General features: G+C 73.1%; 17 protein-coding genes. 4 read left to right on the top strand and 13 right to left on the bottom strand.

Annotated features, from left to right (window positions below):
• Nucleotides 1-44 precede the first annotated feature (44 nt).
• Nucleotides 45-872 (bottom strand): mycofactocin-coupled SDR family oxidoreductase, encoded by an 828-nt coding sequence (locus DQ240_RS14920; RefSeq protein ID WP_113840405.1) that lies wholly within the window; start codon nucleotides 870-872, stop codon nucleotides 45-47.
• A gap of 48 nt (nucleotides 873-920) precedes the next feature.
• Nucleotides 921-2,372: an aldehyde dehydrogenase gene (locus tag DQ240_RS14915; RefSeq protein WP_113840404.1), complete on the bottom strand. Its 1,452-nt coding sequence runs from the start codon at nucleotides 2,370-2,372 to the stop codon at nucleotides 921-923.
• A gap of 157 nt (nucleotides 2,373-2,529) precedes the next feature.
• Here DQ240_RS14915 and DQ240_RS14910 point away from each other — a divergent pair, with 157 nt between their 5' ends.
• The gene (locus DQ240_RS14910) at nucleotides 2,530-3,081 is read left to right on the top strand and encodes a nuclear transport factor 2 family protein (protein WP_158548725.1); all 552 of its coding nucleotides are present in this window, start codon (nucleotides 2,530-2,532) and stop codon (nucleotides 3,079-3,081) included.
• A 45-nt stretch (nucleotides 3,082-3,126) separates the two neighbouring features.
• On the opposite strand, the gene DQ240_RS14905 is transcribed toward DQ240_RS14910, so the two are convergent.
• From DQ240_RS14905 to DQ240_RS14880, 6 genes are all read right to left on the bottom strand, one after another.
• A complete protein-coding gene (locus DQ240_RS14905; RefSeq protein ID WP_113840402.1) occupies nucleotides 3,127-4,407 on the bottom strand; it encodes a cytochrome P450 in 1,281 nt (426 codons plus the stop codon).
• Between the two features lie 231 nt (nucleotides 4,408-4,638).
• Complete coding sequence (locus DQ240_RS14900) at nucleotides 4,639-5,076, bottom strand: nuclear transport factor 2 family protein (RefSeq protein WP_113840401.1); 438 nt, start codon at nucleotides 5,074-5,076, stop codon at nucleotides 4,639-4,641.
• On the bottom strand, nucleotides 5,073-6,242 hold the full coding sequence (locus tag DQ240_RS14895; protein ID WP_113840400.1) for an acyl-CoA dehydrogenase family protein: 1,170 nt from the start codon (nucleotides 6,240-6,242) through the stop codon (nucleotides 5,073-5,075). The genes DQ240_RS14900 and DQ240_RS14895 overlap by 4 nt, the downstream gene beginning before the upstream one ends.
• Nucleotides 6,242-7,270, bottom strand: coding sequence for an acyl-CoA dehydrogenase (locus DQ240_RS14890; protein WP_158548723.1), 1,029 nt, complete (start codon nucleotides 7,268-7,270; stop codon nucleotides 6,242-6,244). Before DQ240_RS14890 ends, DQ240_RS14895 begins: the two co-directional genes overlap by 1 nt.
• A gap of 2 nt (nucleotides 7,271-7,272) precedes the next feature.
• Nucleotides 7,273-7,752 carry a Zn-ribbon domain-containing OB-fold protein gene (locus tag DQ240_RS14885; protein WP_113840398.1) on the bottom strand — a complete coding sequence of 160 codons (480 nt, stop codon included), beginning with the start codon at nucleotides 7,750-7,752 and terminating at the stop codon, nucleotides 7,273-7,275.
• 43 nt (nucleotides 7,753-7,795) lie between these two features.
• Entirely contained in the window at nucleotides 7,796-8,965 is a 1,170-nt protein-coding gene (locus DQ240_RS14880; RefSeq protein ID WP_113840397.1) for a thiolase family protein, read from the bottom strand.
• 138 nt (nucleotides 8,966-9,103) lie between these two features.
• Here DQ240_RS14880 and DQ240_RS14875 point away from each other — a divergent pair, with 138 nt between their 5' ends.
• Genes DQ240_RS14875 through DQ240_RS14865 form a run of 3 tightly spaced genes read left to right on the top strand, consistent with a single transcriptional unit; the run spans nucleotide 9,104 to nucleotide 12,104 of the window.
• Nucleotides 9,104-10,237 carry an acyl-CoA dehydrogenase family protein gene (locus DQ240_RS14875; RefSeq protein WP_113840396.1) on the top strand — a complete coding sequence of 378 codons (1,134 nt, stop codon included), beginning with the start codon at nucleotides 9,104-9,106 and terminating at the stop codon, nucleotides 10,235-10,237.
• Nucleotides 10,234-11,493, top strand: coding sequence for an acyl-CoA dehydrogenase family protein (locus DQ240_RS14870; RefSeq protein ID WP_113840395.1), 1,260 nt, complete (start codon nucleotides 10,234-10,236; stop codon nucleotides 11,491-11,493). The genes DQ240_RS14875 and DQ240_RS14870 overlap by 4 nt, the downstream gene beginning before the upstream one ends.
• The gene (locus DQ240_RS14865) at nucleotides 11,490-12,104 is read left to right on the top strand and encodes a TetR/AcrR family transcriptional regulator (RefSeq protein ID WP_113840394.1); all 615 of its coding nucleotides are present in this window, start codon (nucleotides 11,490-11,492) and stop codon (nucleotides 12,102-12,104) included. Before DQ240_RS14870 ends, DQ240_RS14865 begins: the two co-directional genes overlap by 4 nt.
• 63 nt (nucleotides 12,105-12,167) lie before the next feature.
• Here the strand turns inward: DQ240_RS14865 and DQ240_RS14860 are convergent, their stop codons facing one another.
• The 5 genes from DQ240_RS14860 to DQ240_RS14835 form a co-directional block, all read right to left on the bottom strand.
• On the bottom strand, nucleotides 12,168-13,739 hold the full coding sequence (locus tag DQ240_RS14860) for an ABC transporter substrate-binding protein (protein WP_158548721.1): 1,572 nt from the start codon (nucleotides 13,737-13,739) through the stop codon (nucleotides 12,168-12,170).
• A 150-nt stretch (nucleotides 13,740-13,889) separates the two neighbouring features.
• The gene (locus DQ240_RS14850) at nucleotides 13,890-14,789 is read right to left on the bottom strand and encodes an ABC transporter permease (protein ID WP_113840391.1); all 900 of its coding nucleotides are present in this window, start codon (nucleotides 14,787-14,789) and stop codon (nucleotides 13,890-13,892) included.
• Nucleotides 14,786-15,742, bottom strand: coding sequence for an ABC transporter permease (locus DQ240_RS14845; protein WP_199589330.1), 957 nt, complete (start codon nucleotides 15,740-15,742; stop codon nucleotides 14,786-14,788). The genes DQ240_RS14850 and DQ240_RS14845 overlap by 4 nt, the downstream gene beginning before the upstream one ends.
• Nucleotides 15,739-16,782, bottom strand: a complete 1,044-nt coding sequence (locus DQ240_RS14840; protein ID WP_113840390.1) for an ABC transporter ATP-binding protein — start codon at nucleotides 16,780-16,782, stop codon at nucleotides 15,739-15,741. Before DQ240_RS14840 ends, DQ240_RS14845 begins: the two co-directional genes overlap by 4 nt.
• Entirely contained in the window at nucleotides 16,772-17,782 is a 1,011-nt protein-coding gene (locus DQ240_RS14835) for an ABC transporter ATP-binding protein (RefSeq protein WP_113840389.1), read from the bottom strand. Before DQ240_RS14835 ends, DQ240_RS14840 begins: the two co-directional genes overlap by 11 nt.
• Between the last annotated feature and the right edge of the window lie 106 nt (nucleotides 17,783-17,888).

Below are 17,888 nucleotides of genomic sequence, written 5' to 3'. Positions count from 1 at the left end.
CACTATGTGGGCTCGTGGCGAGACCCAGGCCACATCCCGGCGACTCAGAAGACGCTGCAGCCGGCGTCGACCGGGAGCGTCACGCCGGTGACGAACCGGGCCTCGTCGGAGGCGAGGAACAGCATCCCGTTGGCCTGGTCCACCGGGTCGACCATCCCGACCGGCCCGAGGTCGAGCAGGTGGTTCCAGAGCATCGGCGCGACCTTGGGATCGGCCTCGATCGGGTGCGCCACCCCGGGCGTGGACTCCATGTGGTTCATCGGGGTGTCGGTCGCCGTCGGGTGCAGCGAGTTGACCCGGATCCGGTGCCTGGCCAGCTCGGTGGCGAAGGCACGCATCAGCCCGACCACCCCGTGCTTGGCGGCCACGTAGGGCACCAGGAACGGCAGGCCCTTGAGGCCGGCGACGGAGCTCACCAGGACGATCGACCCGCCACCGGCCTGCTGCAGATGGGGGACGGCGGCCATGACGGTGTTCCAGGTCCCGGTGAGGTTGACGTCGATGACCTCCTGCCAGATGGCCGGGGTCACCTGGTCGTAGGGCTGGACGACGACGATGGCGGCGTTGGCGACGACCACGTCCAGGTGGCCGAGCTCGGCGACACCGGCGTCGACCGCGGCGGCCAGCTCCTCGCGGTCCCGGATGTCGGCGACGCGGTGCACGATCCGCCGGTCGAGGGCCTCGACCAGCCGGACGGTCTCCGCCAGGTCGTCCTCCGTGGCCGCGGGGTACTGCGTGTTCTCGAACCCGGCGCAGACGTCGACCGCGATGACGTCGGCCCCCTCCTGCGCGAGCCGGACGGCGTGCGCCCGACCCTGCCCCCGCGCCGCCCCGGTGACGAGCGCGACCTTGCCCTGCATGCGTCCGGACACGGAGCTCCTCCTCGTCGTCGTGGCGGTGCTCCCCGACGGGGGTCGGGGCTACAGCGGCATCCACACGTTCTTGGACTGCACGAACTCGCGGATTCCCCAGATGCCGCCCTGGCGGCCGTAGCCCGAGCGCTTCACGCCGCCGAACGGCGCACCCACCGGCAGGTCGACGAAGCCGTTGATCCAGACCGTGCCCGCGTCGAGGTCGCGCGCCATGCGGTGCGCCCGGCGCACGTCGTTGGTCTCCAGGTGGGCGGCGAGGCCGTACTCGGAGTCGTTGGCGATCGCCACGGCCTCCTCCTCGGTCTCGAACCGCATGAAGGCGGTGACCGGCCCGAAGATCTCCTCCTGGGCGATCTCCGCGGAGTTGTCGACGTCGGCGAAGATCGTCGGGGCGAGGAAGTAGCCGTCGGCCAGGTCGCCGCCGAGCCGCTCGCCACCGGTGACCAGCCGCCCGGTCCCGGCCTCCTTGGCCCGCTCGACGAAGCCGAGGATGCGGTCGGCGTGCCCCTGGCTGATGACCGGTCCGACGAAGGTGCCCGGGTCGAACGGGTCGCCCATCGGCACCTGCTGCGCCATGGCGGCCGACATCTCCACCAGCCGGTCGTAGACCGGCGCCTCCACCAGCACCCGGCTGCCGGCGATGCACGCCTGGCCGGTGCCCAGCAGGGACCGGCGCGCGGCCCCCTCGAGGTCGCCGTCGGCGAAGACGATGCGCGCGGACTTGCCGCCGAGCTCGAAGGCGGTGGGGGTCAGGTTCGGGGCCGACGCCGCGATGATCCGGCTCGCCGTCCCACCGCTGCCGGTGAAGCAGATCTTGTTGACGTCGCGGTGGCTGGTCAGCGCCGTGCCCGCCACCGCACCGCCGGGGACGACGTTGATGACGCCGGGCGGGAAGCCGACCTCGAGCGCGAGCTCGGCCAGCGCCAGGCAGGTGTAGGGCGCCATCTCCGGGGGCTTGATCACGATCGTGTTGCCCGCGGCCAGCGCCGGGGCCAGCCACTGGCCGAAGGACACGAACGGCCCGTTCCACGGGACGATGACCGCGACGACGCCGTAGGGCTCGTCGAGGGTGTAGTCGAACGCCGGCCCGGGGAACGTGGGGACGACCTCGCCGCCGATCTTGTCCGCCCAGCCGGCGTTGTACTCGAAGAGCTCGGCGACCCAGTTCGTGAAGTACGGGGTGAAGGCCAGCGGGTAGGCGTTCTCGACCGTGATGACCGGGGCCAGCCGGTCGCTGCTCCGGACCGCCGCGGCGAACGCGAGCATCAGCCGGCGGCGCTCGTTGACCGGCATCCGCTTCCAGGCCGGGAGCGCCGCCCGGGCGGCGGCGACGGCCGCGTCCACCTCCTGCTCGCCGGCCAGCGGCACCGCGTGGGTGACCTCGCCGGTGGCGGCGTACCGGTGCTCGTACACCTCGCCGTCGTGCGTGGTGATCTTCTCGGCGCCGATGAGGAACCCGGGCTCGGGCAGGACGGCGCGGTCGACGGCTGCGGGGGGCATGCGGACTCCCAGTGCGAAGTGCCCATCAGGGCAAAGATGACTATTGAAGGGTCTACCCGACGACCCGTGCTGCCACAAGGCACCCGCGCCGTTGACCGCGGCGCACGCCGCGACCTAGCGTGCTGAACACCGTTCAGTAATCCCAGCGAGGAGCACCGTGTCCAGCACCGACCCCCAGTACGCCGCCCTGGCCGCCCGGCTCCAGGAGCTCGAGGACGTCCGCGAGATCACCGAGGTCTTCTACGAGTTCCACCACGCGTGCACCGGCGGCTTCAACGGTCTGCAGGCCGGCCGGATGGAGGCCCTCGACTGCCTGACCGACGACGCGACGATCGAGGTCGCGATGCTGCACGAGCCCGGCAAGGGCCCGCGCGGGCGCGAGGCGGTCGCGGAGTACTGGCACTACTTCTACGGCGACGACGGACCGCTCCCCTACGTGTTCCAGACCAGCGTCGCGGACAAGGTCGTCGTCACCGGCGACACCGCGGTGCAGTACTCGAACATGCTCGGGATGTTCTGGCACCGGGAGAACCAGCCGGTGATCTCGCTGTCCAAGCGGGTCAACGACTTCGTCCGCACCGAGAAGGGCTGGCGGATCCGCAAGACCACCATCGAGGGCGGCTTCTCCGCACCCCTCGAGGAGTTCCGCGGCCGGCTCAACCCGCTGCCCCCGCAGGAGCCGCGGACCCCCTGGACGTACCGGGGCTGACGCCACCGATGGAGGCGGCCCGATCGGGCCGCCTCCATCAGGGGTTCAGCTCGCGGCGGGGGTCACCCGCGGTCCGGGGGTGAACCGGACCGGGAAGCTGGTCGGCGCGTAGACGTTGCCGGCGTCCTCGAACCGCGGCACCTCGTCCACCGTCAGCTCGAAGTCCGGCAGCCGCTCCAGGACGCGGTCGATCATCACCTGGAACATCGTCCGCGCCAGGTTGGACCCCAGGCAGCGGTGGATGCCCACCCCGAAGGCCATGTGCTTGTTCGGCCACCGCTCGACGTCGACCGTGTACGGGTCCTCGAACTCCGCGGGGTCGTAGTTCGACGCGGCCCACATGAGCATCACCCGCTCACCGGCCCGCATGTGCTGGCCGTGGAACACGGCATCGCGGGACAGGGTCCGGGCCAGCCCCTGGGTGGGCGTCCCGACGCGGAGGAACTCCTCGGTCGCCCGCTCCAGCAGGTCGCGGCGCTCGATCAGCTTCTGCCGCAGCGCCGGGTCGCGGGCGATCCGCTCGAGGCTGTTGCCGGTCAGCCCGCTGGTGGTGTCCATGCCGCCGAGCATCACCAGGAACACGTACCGGACCTGCTCCATGAAGCCGATGGTCCGGCCGTCGACCTGGCAGGTGACGATCGCGGTCAGGACGTCGTCGGGCTTGTCCGCCAGCGCGGTCCGCTCCTCGATGGCCTTCGACACCTCGCCGAACAGCGCGATCTGCGCCTCCCCGGCCTGGGCCCGCTCGCCGTGGATGATCGTGTGGATCCACTGCACGAACTCCGGCCAGCGGCTCTCGTCCATGCCGAGGATCCGCAGCGCCATGAGCGCCGGCAGCGGCGTGCTGAGCTGCTGGACGAGGTCGCCCTCCCCCGACTCGATGAACGCGTCGATGAGCTCGTCGGCGGCCGCGCGGATCCCCGGCTCCATGGACGCGACCGACTTCGGCGAGAGCAGACCGAGCACCGGCTTGCGGTACTGCTGGGTGTGCGGCGGGTCGATCTCGATGGGGATGGGGCCGGTCCCCTCCGGCAGGCCGCCCTCCTCGCCGTCCTTGGGCAGCCCGGTGCCGGGCGCGGAGAGGAAGAGGTCGTCGTCCTTGGTGGCCTCGAAGACGGGCTGGTAGCCGGTGAGCATCCAGAAGCCGCCGTTGCGCCGGTCCCAGGCGACCGGGGCGGTCTGCAGCAGCTCCCGGTAGATGTCGTAGTTCAGCTCGGAGAACCGCTCACCGTGCACGTCGAGGTCGATGACCGGCCGCGGCGGCGCGCCCTCCTCGAGGGACAGCGACGTGACCGGACACAGGCCGGTGCTCTCGGACGTGGTCATGGCTGGCCCTCCAGGACTGGTTCTGGTCGCGCCCCGGCGATGACCGCCGACTCGCACCCCAACATAACAATGATTGTCGAATAGTCGGACGAGGCGCAAGGGTGCCGGTCGGCGGACGCGACCGAGGCGCACCCCCGCAGGGCATTGGCCCCCCACCGGCCACTCGACGGGGAGATGTGGCCGGTTCCGGGACGACGCTCGACCGTGGACCCGATCGGCTCCCCGGTCGACTCAGGGCTCCGGTGGTCGCAGGACCTCCCGGTCGCCTTCCGACCAGATCCCGGTCGCGGTGCGGACGGCGATCCGCCACCCCGCGGCGGTGCGCACCAGCTCGTCGGCGTACCAGGCGCCGGTGCGGTAGGTCCGCGGTGGCCGGCCGGCGCGGCGCAGGGTCGCGATCACCTGGCACCGCGTCCGCGCCGTGTCGCCGTCGACCCGGACGTCGTGCCCGCCGATCAGGTGCTGGGTGGAGTCCACGTGGGCGTGCGAGGTCCGCATGCGCTCGACCATCTCGTCGACCCCGGCCACGGTGAAGGCGCCGTAGTCCGCGCGCAGGTCGGCGGCGAAGACCTCGCGCAGCCCCTCCCAGTCGCGGGTGTCCAGCGCCCAGGCGTAGCGGTTGAGCACCCCCATGACGGCCAGGACGTCGGTGGCCTCCGCCGAGCTCATCCGACCGGCCGGCTGCGCGGCAACCCGAGCCGGCGCTCGGCGACGATCTCCCGCTGCACCTCGCTGGTGCCGCCGTAGATCGTGCTGACCGGCGCCTTGCGGTAGGCCCACTCCACGGCGCCGTGCAGCGGCCCGGCCCCGTCGCGGAGCAGCGCCTGCTCCCCCAGCAGGTCGGTGAGGACGTCGACCCGGCGCTGCTCGGCCTCGCTCGAGTACAGCTTCGCCATCGAGCCCTCGATGCCCGGCATGCCACCGGTCGCGGCGATCCAGCGCACCTTGAGGCCGAGCAGCCGGGAGACCTCGTCGTCGATGGCCAGCCGGGCCAGCTGCTCGGCGACGGTCGGGTCGTCCAGGAGCGGGGCGCCGTCGGGGCCGGGAGCGGTGCGGGCCCACTCGGCGACCTGCTCGACGAGGGTGGGGCCGCCGGGGGCGACCGCCGTGCCGCGCTCGTGCACCAGCGCGACCCGCATGACGCCCCAGCCGCCGTCGACCTCGCCGATCCGCATCGAGTCCGGCACCCGCACGTCGGAGTAGAAGGTGGCGTTGGTGCGCTGCCCGCCCAGGGTGTGCACCGGCTGGACCTCGACGCCGGGGGCGTCGAGCCGGGCCAGGAACAGCGTGAGCCCCTTGTGCTTGGGCACCTCGGTGTTCGTGCGGGCGAGCAGGAACACGTGGGTGGCCATGTGCGCGGTGCTGGTGAACATCTTCGAGCCGTTGACCACCCACTCGTCGCCGTCCCGGACCGCGCGCATGCGGGCGGCGGCGACGTCGGAGCCCGAGCCGGGCTCGGTGTAACCGAGCACGATGACGACCTCGCCGCGCAGGGCGGCGGGGACGATCTCCTGCTTGGCCTCCTCGGTAGCCACGTGCAGGATCGTGCGGGTCACCATCTCGGTGGTCACCCAGCCGTCCATCCGCAGGCCGCGCGCGCCGATCTCCTGGAACACGGCCAGCGCGTAGGCCGGGTCGACGTCGGTGCCGCCGTACTGGGCCGGCCAGCCGGCGCCGAGCAGCCCCTGCTGCCCGAGCAGGGCGTGCAGCTCCGGGTTGTGGTGGGTGCCGGTGGCGTGCTCCTGCTCGACCCACTCGGGGCGGAAGTGCCGCTCGGCCCACGCGTGCGCGGCCTGCCGGTGCTCGGCCAGGGCGTCGCTCTCCACGAAGTCCATCAGGCTGCCTCTCCCGCGAAGAGATCGGCGGCCAGCGCGCGCAGCTCGTGCCGCGGCGCCCCCAGCGCGAGCGGCCAGGCCTTGGCGCGCCGGTAGTAGAGCTGGATGTCGTACTCGAGCGTGAAGCCGTAGCCGCCGTGGAAGTGCAGGCTGGCCGCGGCCGTCTGCTGCGCCGTCTCGGCGGCGAAGAGCAGCGCCATCCGGGCCAGGGCCGCCGCCCGCGGGTCCCCGGTGTCCCGGGCCCACGCCGCCTCGTGCACCAGCAGCTCGGCGCCGTCGCCGGCGGTGGCGACCTCGGCCAGGCGGTGCTGCACGGTCTGGAACCAGGCGATCGGGACCCCGAAGGCGTGCCGGTCCTTCACGTACTCGACGCCGATCCGCAGCGCCTCCTGCCGCAGCCCCTCCAGGGCCGCCGCGGTGAGGACCCGCCACAGCGAGACAGCGTCGTCGTGCGCCCCCCGCGCCTCGTCACCGGTGGCGAGCACCAGCCGCTGCGACCACACGGTGGTCGCCACCTCGGCCAGCGCCGCGCCGCCGAGGTCCGGCAGCGGCTCGGCCGCGACCCCCTCCGGCCGGGAGAGCGCGACGAGCTCGTCGCCGTCCAGCGCGACGACGACGTCGGCGACCGCCGCGCCCGGCACCGGGCCGGCGGTCCCGTTCCGCAGCGGCCGCAGGGCGACCGTGGGGACGACGTCCCCCTCCCCCACCCCGGCCAGCAGGTCCGCGCCCGCCGGCGAGGCGGCCAGCAGCGCGGCGGCGGTCAGCGCCTCCGGCAGCGCGACCGGGGCGACGCGGCGGCCGGCCTCGATCGCGACGACGACGAGGTCGGCGACCGTCGCGCCGCCGCCGCCCAGCTCCTCGGCCACACCCATGGTCGGGATGCCGGACTGCACGAGCACCCGCCACAGCGCCGGGTCGTGCCCGACGGCCTCCGCCGCCCGGACCCGCTCGGACGTGGCCTGACCCGCGAAGAGCTCCGCGACCGACCCGCGCAGCGCCTGCTGGTCCTCGGTGAGGGAGAGGTCCACCGTCAGGCCACCGTCGCCGGCTGGTTCTCCACGTTCAGCGCGGCATCCGCGTCGTCCGGCTCCGCGGCGTCGGCGGCCGCGAACCGGAAGACCGTCACGTCCTCGCCCGGGATCTCCTCGAACACGATCCGCAGCGGCATGCCGATGTACAGGTCGTTCGGGTCGATGCCCACGGTGTTGCCGAGGACGATGCAGCTGCGCGGCTCCTCGGCCAGCTTGGCCAGCACCACGGCGTAGGGGACGTCGTCGTTGAACGCACCCGGGCCGCGGTGGACGAGGCTGAAGCTCCACACGGTGGCGTCCCGGCTGACCGGCGTCCACGTCTGGTTCTCCGACAGGCAGGAGCGGCAGGCCGGGTAGGGCACCCAGTTGTAGTGGCCGCAGTCGTCGCACTTCGGCACGCGGAACTCGCCCGCGGCCAGGCCGTCCCAGAACTCCTTGTTGCGGGGCTCGATCTGGGGCAGGGGCTTGAGGTAGGTCATCGTCGCTCTCCTGAGGTCTGGGGGGTCGGTCGGCGCGAGCCGGTCACTCGGTGGCCATGACGAGCACGCCGGCCATGCCGTGCACCGCCCAGCCCTGCTGCAGGGAGACGCCGAGCTTCGCGCCGGGCACCTGCCGCTCGCCGCACTCGCCGCGCAGCTGGCGGACCACCTCGATGGTGTGCATGCCGGCGGGGTCACCGGCGTGGCTGTTGGAGAGCAGGCCGCCGTCGGTGTTGGTCGGCATCTTCCCGCCGAGCGAGCAGTGCCCCTCCTTGACGTAGTCCGCGCCCTCCCCGAGCTTGCAGAAGCCCATCTCCTCGAGGTCGCGGATCGTGGTGATGGTGAAGCAGTCGTAGAGGCCGGCGACGTCGATGTCGTCGTGCTGGATGCCGGCGATGCCGAAGGCGCGCTCGGTGGCCCGGCGCACGGCTTTGCCCTCCTCGGGGAACCACGGGTCGTTGATGGTCACGTAGAAGTCGGTGTAGGTGGACTCCGCGCCGCCGAGGACGAGCACCGGCTCCTTCTTGCCCGACCGGGCCCGCTCGACCGAGGTCATGACGATCGCGTAGCCGCCGTCGTTGTCCAGCGAGCAGTCGAGGAGGTTCAACGGCTCGCAGATCGGCCGGCTGTTCAGCACGTCCTCGACGGTGATGTCGCCCTTGCGGCCCATGATCGAGTCCGGGTTCAGCGTGGCGTGGTGCCGGGTGAAGACGGCGACCTCGGCCAGGTCGGCGTGCGTGACGCCGAACTCGTGCATGTACCGCTGCGCCCACAGCGCGTACCACGTCGTCATGTAGGCGCCCGACTGGTAGAAGCTCCAGTCCGGCACCCGCGGGGCGCGGTCGGGCATCGCGGTGCCGCGGGGGCCGACCAGCGAGCCGGCCTTGCCGTAGAAGAGGACGACGACCTCGCACATGCCGTTCTCGATCGCTAGCGCCGCCTTGGCCAGGGCGCCGGAGGCACCGCCGACCTCCATCAGACCCAGCGGGCGCTCCCCCAGCTGGTTGGCCCAGAACTGGTGCGCCGTGGTGCCCGGCAGGTGGTCGGACATGCTCATCGGGATGATCCCGTCGACCTCCTCGATCGGGATCCCGGCGTCGTCGAGCGCGCCCTTGATCGCCTCCAGCTGGAGGGAGAACGAGGTGCGGTCGGGCAGCTTGCCCTGCTTGGTCGTGTAGACGCCGGCGATGGCCGCCTGCCTGGGTCGCGCCACGGGTTTCCACCTCTCGATGCCCGCCAAAGGAGCGGGGCTGATGAGACACTTGCTACCGAACTTGTATCGCACGTATCGTCCGCCGGGCAAGGGTCCCGGGCCGGTCCGCGGCCGGGTCGCGCACCCCGAGGAGGCGGCATGGCGTTCGGCCTGTCCGACGACCAGGAGCTGTTCCGCACCACCTGCCGGCGGGCGCTCACCGAGCGCGCGCCGGTCGAGCGGGTGCGCGAGCTGATCGGGGACCCGGTCGGCGTCGACCGCGCCACGTGGGCGGCCGGCGCGGACCTGGGCTGGTACGCGATGTTCGTGCCGGAGGAGCTGGGCGGGGGCAGCGTGTCGGGCGAGGCGCTGGTCGACGCGGCGATCGTCGCCGAGGAGTTCGGCCGGATGGTGCACCCCGGCCCGGCGCTGACCACGAACGTCGTCGCCGCCGGGCTGGCGCGTGCGGCCTCGGCCGAGCTGGCCGAGCGGGTGCTCCCCGGCATCGCCGCGGGTGAGCTGATCGCCACCTGGGCCTTCGCCGGCCCCGACGACGCGCTGCCCACGACGCCGCCGGTCACGGCCACCCGGGACGGCGCCGGGTACCGGCTGGACGGCGTCGCCTCCTACGTCCCCGACGCCGCCGTCGCCGATCTGCTGCTGGTCAGCACCGGCACCGACGCCGGCCCGGCGCAGTTCCTGCTCCCGCGCGACACCCCCGGGCTCGAGGTGGAGCCGCTGGAGACCCTCGACCTCGCCCGCCGCCTGGCCACCGTCCGGTTCACCGGGGTGCAGGCCGGGCCCGGCACCGTCGTCGGGACACCCGGGGACGCGGCGGCCGACGTCGAGCACCAGCTCCGCGTCGCCCTCGTGCTCCAGTGCGCCGAGACCACCGGCGCGACCGCGCGCGGTCTGGAGATGACCGTGCAGTACGCGAAGGACCGGGTCGCCTTCGGCCGGCCGATCGGCTCCTACCAGGCGCTCAAGCACCGGATGGCCGACCACCGGATGTGGCTCGAGGGGTCCGCGGCGATCACCGCGCACGCGGCCCGCTCGGTGCAGGAGCGCCGGCCCGACGCCGCGATCGCGCCCCGCGTGGCCAAGGCCCACGTCGGGAGGCGGAGCACCGCGACGCTGCACGACTGCATCCAGCTGCACGGCGGCATCGGGATGACGTGGGAGTACGACCTGCACCTGTACTTCCGGCGGGTCATCAGCAACGAGGTGCTCCTGGGCAGCCCCGAGCTGCACCAGCGCGCGCTGGTGGACATCGCAGAGGGAGCAGCGGCATGACCGACGTCGTCGAGGTCCCGCAGCAGGAGGCACCTGCCGGCGAGAGCGTCGCGGAGTTCCGGGCGCGCGCCCGGGCCTGGCTCGCCGCGCACGTGCCGCGGAAGACCCCCGGCGAGCCGTTCCTGCAGTGGGACGACGAGGGCGTCGCCCGCTCCCGCGCGATCCAGCGGGCGCTGTGGGACGGCGGCATCGCCGGGGTCCCCCTGCCGCGCGAGTACGGCGGCCTCGGGCTCACCGCGGCGCACCAGGAGGCGTTCCGCGAGGAGGCGGCCGAGTACCGGATGCCCGAGGAGTTCGGCAACGCCTTCAACGTCGTCGTCCCGACGCTGCTGGCGCACGGCAGCGAGACGCTCAAGCGCCGTCACATCTGGCCGATCCTGCGCGGCGACGCGATCTGGCGCCAGTTCCTCTCCGAGCCCAGCGGCGGCTCCGACCTGGCCGGGCTGCTCACCCGCGCCGACCGCACCGAGGGCGGCTTCGTGCTCAACGGCGCGAAGATCTGGACCACCGGCGGCAACTACGGCGACTGGGCGATCTGCCTGGCCCGCACCGACCCCGACGTCCCCAAGCACGCCGGCCTGACGATGTTCGTCGTCGACATGCGCACCCCCGGCATCGAGATCGCGCCGGTGCGGCTGCTCGACGGCAGCGCCGACTTCTGCCAGGAGCACATCGACGACGTCTTCGTGCCCGCCGAGAACGTCGTCGGCGAGGTGGACGACGGCTGGCGCGTGGCGACCACGCTGATGGTGAACGAACGCAGCGCGATCGGCCGGGGCTGGTCGCTGGGCGGTCAGCGCGGGCAGCAGGAGGACACCGGCATCGGCCTGGAACCCACCCTGCTGGACCTCGCCCGCGAGGTCGGCCGCGACACCGATCCCGGGGTCCGCGCGCTGATCGGCGAGCGGTGGGTGCTGGACGCGGTGATGGCCGCGACCACCCGGCGCGTCGGCGCCGCCCTGCGCGCCGGCGACCTCCCCGGCCCGGCCGCGGCGATCCTCAAGGCGATGGCCGGCTCGGTGGGCCCGCGCAGGGGCGAGATCGACCTCGCCGTCGCCGGCGCCCGGGCCGCGGCCTGGCAGCCCGGTGCGGAGAACTGGGGCGTGCACCGGCTGTCCAGCCACGGCATCGGCGGCGGGACGACGGAGATGCAGCGCAACGCCATCGCCGAGCGGCTGCTGGGGCTCCCCCGCGAACCCGGCGACGACCGCGTGCTCCCGTTCCGGGAGCTGCGGCACAACACCCGGCCTGCATGACGACCGCGCCGGAGCAGACGGAGGCCGCGGCCGACGAGGCGACGCGGGACCGGATCCTGCGCGCCGGGATGGACTGCGTGACCCGGTACGGGCGGGCGAAGACGACGATGCGGGACGTCGCCCGGGCTGCCGGGCTGTCCCGCGCGACCCTCTACCGCCACTTCGTCGACCGGGGCGCGCTGTTCCACGCCATCCGGGAGTTCGAGCGCCGGCGGGACCTCGCCGCGATCACCGAGCGGGCCGGTCGGACGACCACGCTGACCGACGCCGTCGCGGTCGTCGCGGAGGTGCTGGCCGCGACCGGGATCCGGTACCGGCAGGGCGAGCACCTCGCCGCCGGGGACGAGGACCTCGCCCGCTACGTGGCGTTGCGGCTGGGCCGCGAGCGCGAGCGCGTCGCCGGCATGGTGCGGCCCTACGTCCGGCGGGCCGCGGCGGCCGGCGAGCTCCGCCCCGGGATCTCCGAGACCGAGGCCGAGGAGTGGCTGGCCCTCTCGCTGGCCCAGGCCGGGTCGCTCACCGGCGTGCGGTCGGTGGACGTGCGCGACCCGGCGGCCGTCGGCGGTTGGCTGGCCCGCATGGCCTGCGCCGGCCTCTGCGTCGACGCGTGAACCCCCACCGACGCGGCGGGCGCGGCCCCCTTCCGGGACCGCGCCCGCCCGTTCCGGTGCCGGTTACTCGTCCAGCCAGGCCCCGCTGAGCACCACCGACCCGGTGCCGTAGAGCTCCACGCCCTGCAGGTCCCCGAGGACGTTCTCGCGGGTCGCGCTCCAGATGATGAACGGGTACAGCTCGCCCACCCGCTCCTCGACCGTCGTGTAGTACTCCGTGCGCGCACTCTCGTCCGCCGTCAGCCGGGCGGCGTCCAGCGCCTCGTCGATCTCGGGATCGGCGATCTTGGAGAAGTTGAGGAACGAGGTGGAGTACAGGCCCGAGTACAGCTGCGGCTCCGGGTCGACGAACTGCAGGCCGGCGATGCTGGCCTGGAACTGACCACCGGTCAGCGCGCCCTGGGCGCCGGCGAAGTCCCGGTTGTCGATCTCCATCGTGACGTTGTCGAACGCCGCGAGCTGGGACTGCATGGACTGGGCGACGGCCAGGGCCTCCGTCGTCGGGAAGGTGACCATCGTGAACTCGACCGGCGTCCCCTCGTCGGCGAGCTCGTCGAACAGCTCCTGGGCCCGCTCCGGGTCCGAGCCCGACAGGTACTCCCCCGTGTAGAACGGCGACTCCTCGCCGAAGAGCGACCGGGGCACGGTCCCCGCACCGTTGAAGACGGCGCTCTGGACGACGTCGAGGTCGATCGCCTTGTAGACCGCCTCGCGCGCCCGCACGTCGTCGAAGGGGGCGGTCTGCGTCTGGAAGACGACGGTGCTGCCGCCGTTGGGCTCGCTCGGCACCGCGACCGCGATGCCGGCGTCCTCCGCGCGCTGGGTGATCACCGGGCTGTTGTTCAGGATCGCGTCGACCTGGCCGCTCTGCAGGGTGTTGAACCGCTGCACCGCGTCGTTCTGCGCGGTCAGGGTCAGGCCGTCGAGGTAGGGCCGTGGTGCGTCCCAGTAGGTGTCGTTCCTGACCAGCTCCATCGCGCCGCCGCGGGTCCAGCTCTCCAGGACGAAGGGGCCGGCGCCGATGGGCGCGGCGTCGAGGGCGGCCTGGCCACCCGCGAGCGCCGCCGGGGAGGCGATCCAGTTCAGCGCGCTGGTGGCGATCGTCTGGTCGAAGGCGAGCGTCGGCGTCCGGAGGGTGAACTCCAGCGTCCGCGGGTCGACCGGCGTGGTGGCCGTGATGTTGATGGCCACCGCGATCACCGGCGCGCGGAGCTCGACGCTGCGGGCACGGTCCCAGTTGGCCTGCACCGCCGCGGCGTCCAGCGGCGTGCCGTCGGAGAAGGTCAGGCCCTCCCGCAGGACCAGCCGGTAGGTGGTGCCACCGTCGGTGGTCTCGACGCTCTCGGCCATCGACGGGCTGACCTCGCCGGTCACCGGGTCGTTGGTCACCAGCGAGCCGTACAGCGCGTTGCCGACGAGGGCGTTGGTGGTCAGGTTGTTGCTCAGGTAGGCCGGGTCCAGGGTGCGCGGCTCGCTGACCATGCCGATGGCGGCGGTGCCGCCGGGCACCGGCTCGCCGGAGCCCGAGCCGCCGGAGCCGCCGGAGCCGCCGTCGTCGTCACTGCCGCCGCAGGCGCTGAGCGCGAGGGCCGCGGTGACCGCCAGGGCGAGTAGGGAGTGCCGTCTGCGATGCATCGCGGATCCTCTTCGTCGGGAGCGGTGCTCGTTTTGAGCGGACGTTCACGCGAGTGTGGCGCGAGCAGTGTGGGTCACGCCACAGCCATCTTGGTAATGATGGTAATTATCGGGTAACAGGCCCGATGGGCCCGCCGGAGCGGGCGGCGCTCAGTCGCCGGCCGTGCGGTCGAACCGGGCGCGCAGCGAGTCGCCGATCTGGTTGAGGGCGAACACCGTCAGGAAGACGACCACCGACGGCACCAGCACGAGGTACGCCGCGTCGTTGAGCGAGTCCTTGCCGTCGGAGATCATCCCGCCCCAGCTGGGCGTGGGGGCGGGGATGCCCAGGCCCAGGAAGCTCAGCGAGCCCTCCGCGACGATCAGCGAGGCGATCACCAGCGGCAGGTACGAGGCGACCGTCGGCAGGACGTTGGGGAGGATCTCCCGCCGGATGATCCGCGGGCTGGTGGCGCCCATGTTGCGCGCGGCCCGGACGAACTCCCGCGACCGCCAGGCGATGGTGTTGGCGCGGGACAGCCGGACGAATGACGGGATGACCAGGATGGTCAGCCCCACCGTCAGCGTGAACAGGCTGGGCTTGGTGACCGCCGAGATCGACAGCAGCAGGATCAGCGGCGGGAATGCGAGCAGCGCGTCGGTCACGTACGTGATGACGGCGTCCACCCACCGGCCGAAGTAGCCGGCGAGCAGTCCGAGGAACGTGCCGATCACGAAGGCCGCCATCCCGGCGATGAGCCCGACCACCAGGGAGACCCGGCCGCCGTAGAGGACCCGCGACAGGATCGAGCGGCCGAAGTTGTCGGTGCCCAGCAGAAGGTCCAGCTCGCCGAACGCCGGCGACGTCCGCGGCGGCCCCGCGGCGATGTCGAAGTCGCTCACCGGCAGCAGCGGCACCAGGGCGGCCAGCACCACGACCAGGGCCAGCCAGGTGTACGACAGCCCCACCGACAGCGACCGGCGGCGGCGCACGACGGGCACGACCGGCTCGCTGGGGACGGACTCGGCGAGCGCCCCGCCGGTCTGGTCGAGGTAGTCGATCTGGGTCACGCCCTGGCCTCCTTGCGGACCCGCGGGTCGAGCAGGCCGTAGCCCACGTCGACCGCGGTGTTGAGCGCCACGTACACGACGGCGATGAAGGCCACCACGCCCTGGACCACGATCACGTCGCGCGAGGTGATCGAGTTGACGACCAGCGAGCCGAGGCCGGGCAGGGAGAACAGCGTCTCGACGATGACCGTGCCACCGAGCAGCCGGCCGGTGCTGATGGCCAGCAGGGTGATGAGCGAGAAGGACGACGGCCGCAGGGCGTGCCGCAGCATCACGAACGTCGGCGACATGCCCTTCGCCCGGGCCGCGGCGATGTAGTCCTCCCGCAGCGTGCCGACCAGGTCCGTCCGCAGCAGCCGCTGGAACGCCGCGATCTCGGCCAAGGCGATGGCGAACGCCGGGAGCAGCGCGCTCTCCAGGTTGGGACCGATCCCCTCGGAGAGGTCGTTCCACCCCGAGACCGGGAAGAGGTCCAGCTGCAGTGCCAGGAAGTAGACGAGGATCGGCGCGGCCACGAAGGCGGGGATCGACAGCGAGGCCGAGGCGAGCGCGCTGGTGATGCGGTCGACGACGCTGCCCGGTCGGGCCGCCGCGGCGATCGCGAGGGGGACGGCGATCCCCAGTGCGATGACCTGCGCAAGCAGCGCCAGCTCGAGGGTCACCGGGAGCCGTTCGGCGATGATGTCGGTCACCGGCAGGTCGGTGAGCAGCGAGGTCCCGAGGTCGCCCTGGACCGCGTTGCCCAGCCAGTCGAGGTACTGGGTCCAGACCGGCCGGTCGAGGCCGAGCTCGCTGATCAGCGCCGCCTCGGACTCGGGAGTCGCGGCCGGGCCCAGGATGATCGTGGCGACCGAGCCCGGGGCCAGGCTGAGCAGTGCCACGACCATGAAGGTCACCAGCAGCACCACGAGCAGGCTGCGCGCGACCTTGCGGAGCGTGCCGAGGAGGGTCACGCGGTGCTCCCAGCGGGGACGGGGTCCGCGGCGTCGCCGGAGGCGGCCGGGACCTCGGGGACGGGCAGGGGGTGGTGGCAGGCGGCGAACTGCCCCGGCCGGACCTCGGCGACCCTCGGCTCCTCGCTCGCGCAGAGCTCGTCCGCCCGCGGGCACCGGGTGCGGAACCGGCACCCGGTCGGCGGCGAGAGCGGGGAGGGCAGGTCGCCCTCGAGGGCCGGACCGGAGAAGCCGTCCACGGCGTCGGGCTGCGGGACGGAGTCCAGCAGCGCCCGCGTGTAGGGGTGGGCCGGGGAGGCGTAGACCGCCTCGGGCTCGCCGAACTCGCACAGCTTCCCCAGGTACATGACCAGCACCCGGTCGCTGACCGTCCGCACCACGCTCAGGTCGTGGGCGATGAAGACCACCGTCAGGCCGAGGTCGCGCTTGAGGTCCTCGACCAGGTTGAGGATCTGGGCCTGGACGGACACGTCGAGCGCCGACACCGGCTCGTCGCAGATCAGCAGCTGCGGTTCCACGGCCAGCGCGCGGGCGATCGCCACGCGCTGGGCCTGCCCGCCGGAGAGCCGGCGGGGCAGCAGGTCGCGGAACCGCTCGTCGGCCAGCCCGACCGCCGCCAGGACGCGGTCGGCCGCCGCCTCCTGCTCCCGCTTCGGGGCGCCGGCGATGTCGAGGCCCTCGACCACCAGCTCGCGCACCGGCCGGCGCGGGTTCAGCGACCCGACCGGGTCCTGGAAGATCATCTGCATCTCGCGGCGCAGCGCCCGCATCTCGCGCTCGCCGAGCTCCTCGATGGCGCGCCCCCGGAAGCGGATGCTCCCCGAGGTGACCGTGTCCAGGCGGAGCACCGCGCGGCCGGTCGTGGACTTGCCGCAGCCGGACTCGCCGACGATGCCGAGCGTCTCCCCCGGGAGGACGTCGAAGCTGACCTCCGACACCGCCTGGACGACGCCGGCCGAGGTCCGGTACTCGACGACCAGGTCCTCGACGCTCAGCAGCGCCTGGTCCCCGCGCAGGTGCGCGACGCCGCTACCGGCCATCGTGCGCACCGCCCGCGGTCACGAGCGCGGGGGCGCCGACCGGGTTCAGGCAGGCGATCCGGTGGTCGGCGCCGACCGACTCCATCGGGACGGCGCCGGTGGCACAGCCCTCCACGGCGGCGGTGCACCGCTGGTGGAACCGGCAGCCCGGCGGCGGGGCCGTCGGGTCGGGGAGGCTGCCCTCGATCACCCGGAGCCGGGCGTGCCGCTCCTGGTGCAGGGTCGGCGTGGCGTCGAGGAGCGCGTGCGTGTAGCGGTGCCGCGGCGCGGCGAAGACCGCGCGCGTGGCTCCGGTCTCGGCGAGCCTGCCGGCGTACATGACGGCGACGCGGTCCGTGCGGCCGGCGACGACCGACAGGTCGTGGCTGATGAGCATCATCGCCATGCCCCGGCTGCGCTGCACCCGGCGGAGCAGGTCGAGGATCTGCCGCTGGATGGTCACGTCGAGCGCGGTGGTCGGCTCGTCGGCGATGAGCAGGTCCGGCTCGCAGGCCAGGGCGATGGCCAGCATGACGCGCTGGCGCATGCCCCCCGACATCTGGTGCGGGTAGTTGCCCAGCCGGCGCTCGGGGTCCGGCACGCCGACCTCGTCGAGCAGCGTCACGGCCCGGGTCCGCGCCTCGGAGCGGCTGACGCCGAGGTGCCGCCGCATGCCCTCGGTCAGCTGCCGCTCGACGCGGACGACCGGGTTGAGGGAGCGGCCCGGGTCCTGGAACACCATGCCGATCTGCTTGCCCCACAGATCGCGCTGCTGCCTGACCGGCAGCGTCATGAGGTCGCGGCCCTGGAAGACGATCGAACCGGACCGGACGGCCCGCGGCGGGAGAAGGCCCATGACGGCCCGGGCGAGCATCGACTTGCCCGACCCGGACTCCCCGACCACCCCGAGCGCCTGGCCGGCCTCGATGGTGAGCGAGACGTCGTCCACCGCACGGACCGTGCCCCGGGGGGTGCCGATGTGCATGTGCAGGTGGGAGACCACGAGCAGCGGCTCGGTCATCGGACGGGTTCCTCCGTGTCGCCGTTCGGGAGCACTGCGGTGCGCGGGAGCCCCGGGACGGTGCGCCAGCCCGTCGACACGACTGCCCGGGCGGCCGGAGGGCTGC

Source organism: Blastococcus sp. TF02A-26 (assembly GCF_003319125.1).
Taxonomy (GTDB): domain Bacteria; phylum Actinomycetota; class Actinomycetes; order Mycobacteriales; family Geodermatophilaceae; genus Trujillonella.
This window is presented reverse-complemented; position numbering and strand designations above follow the sequence as displayed.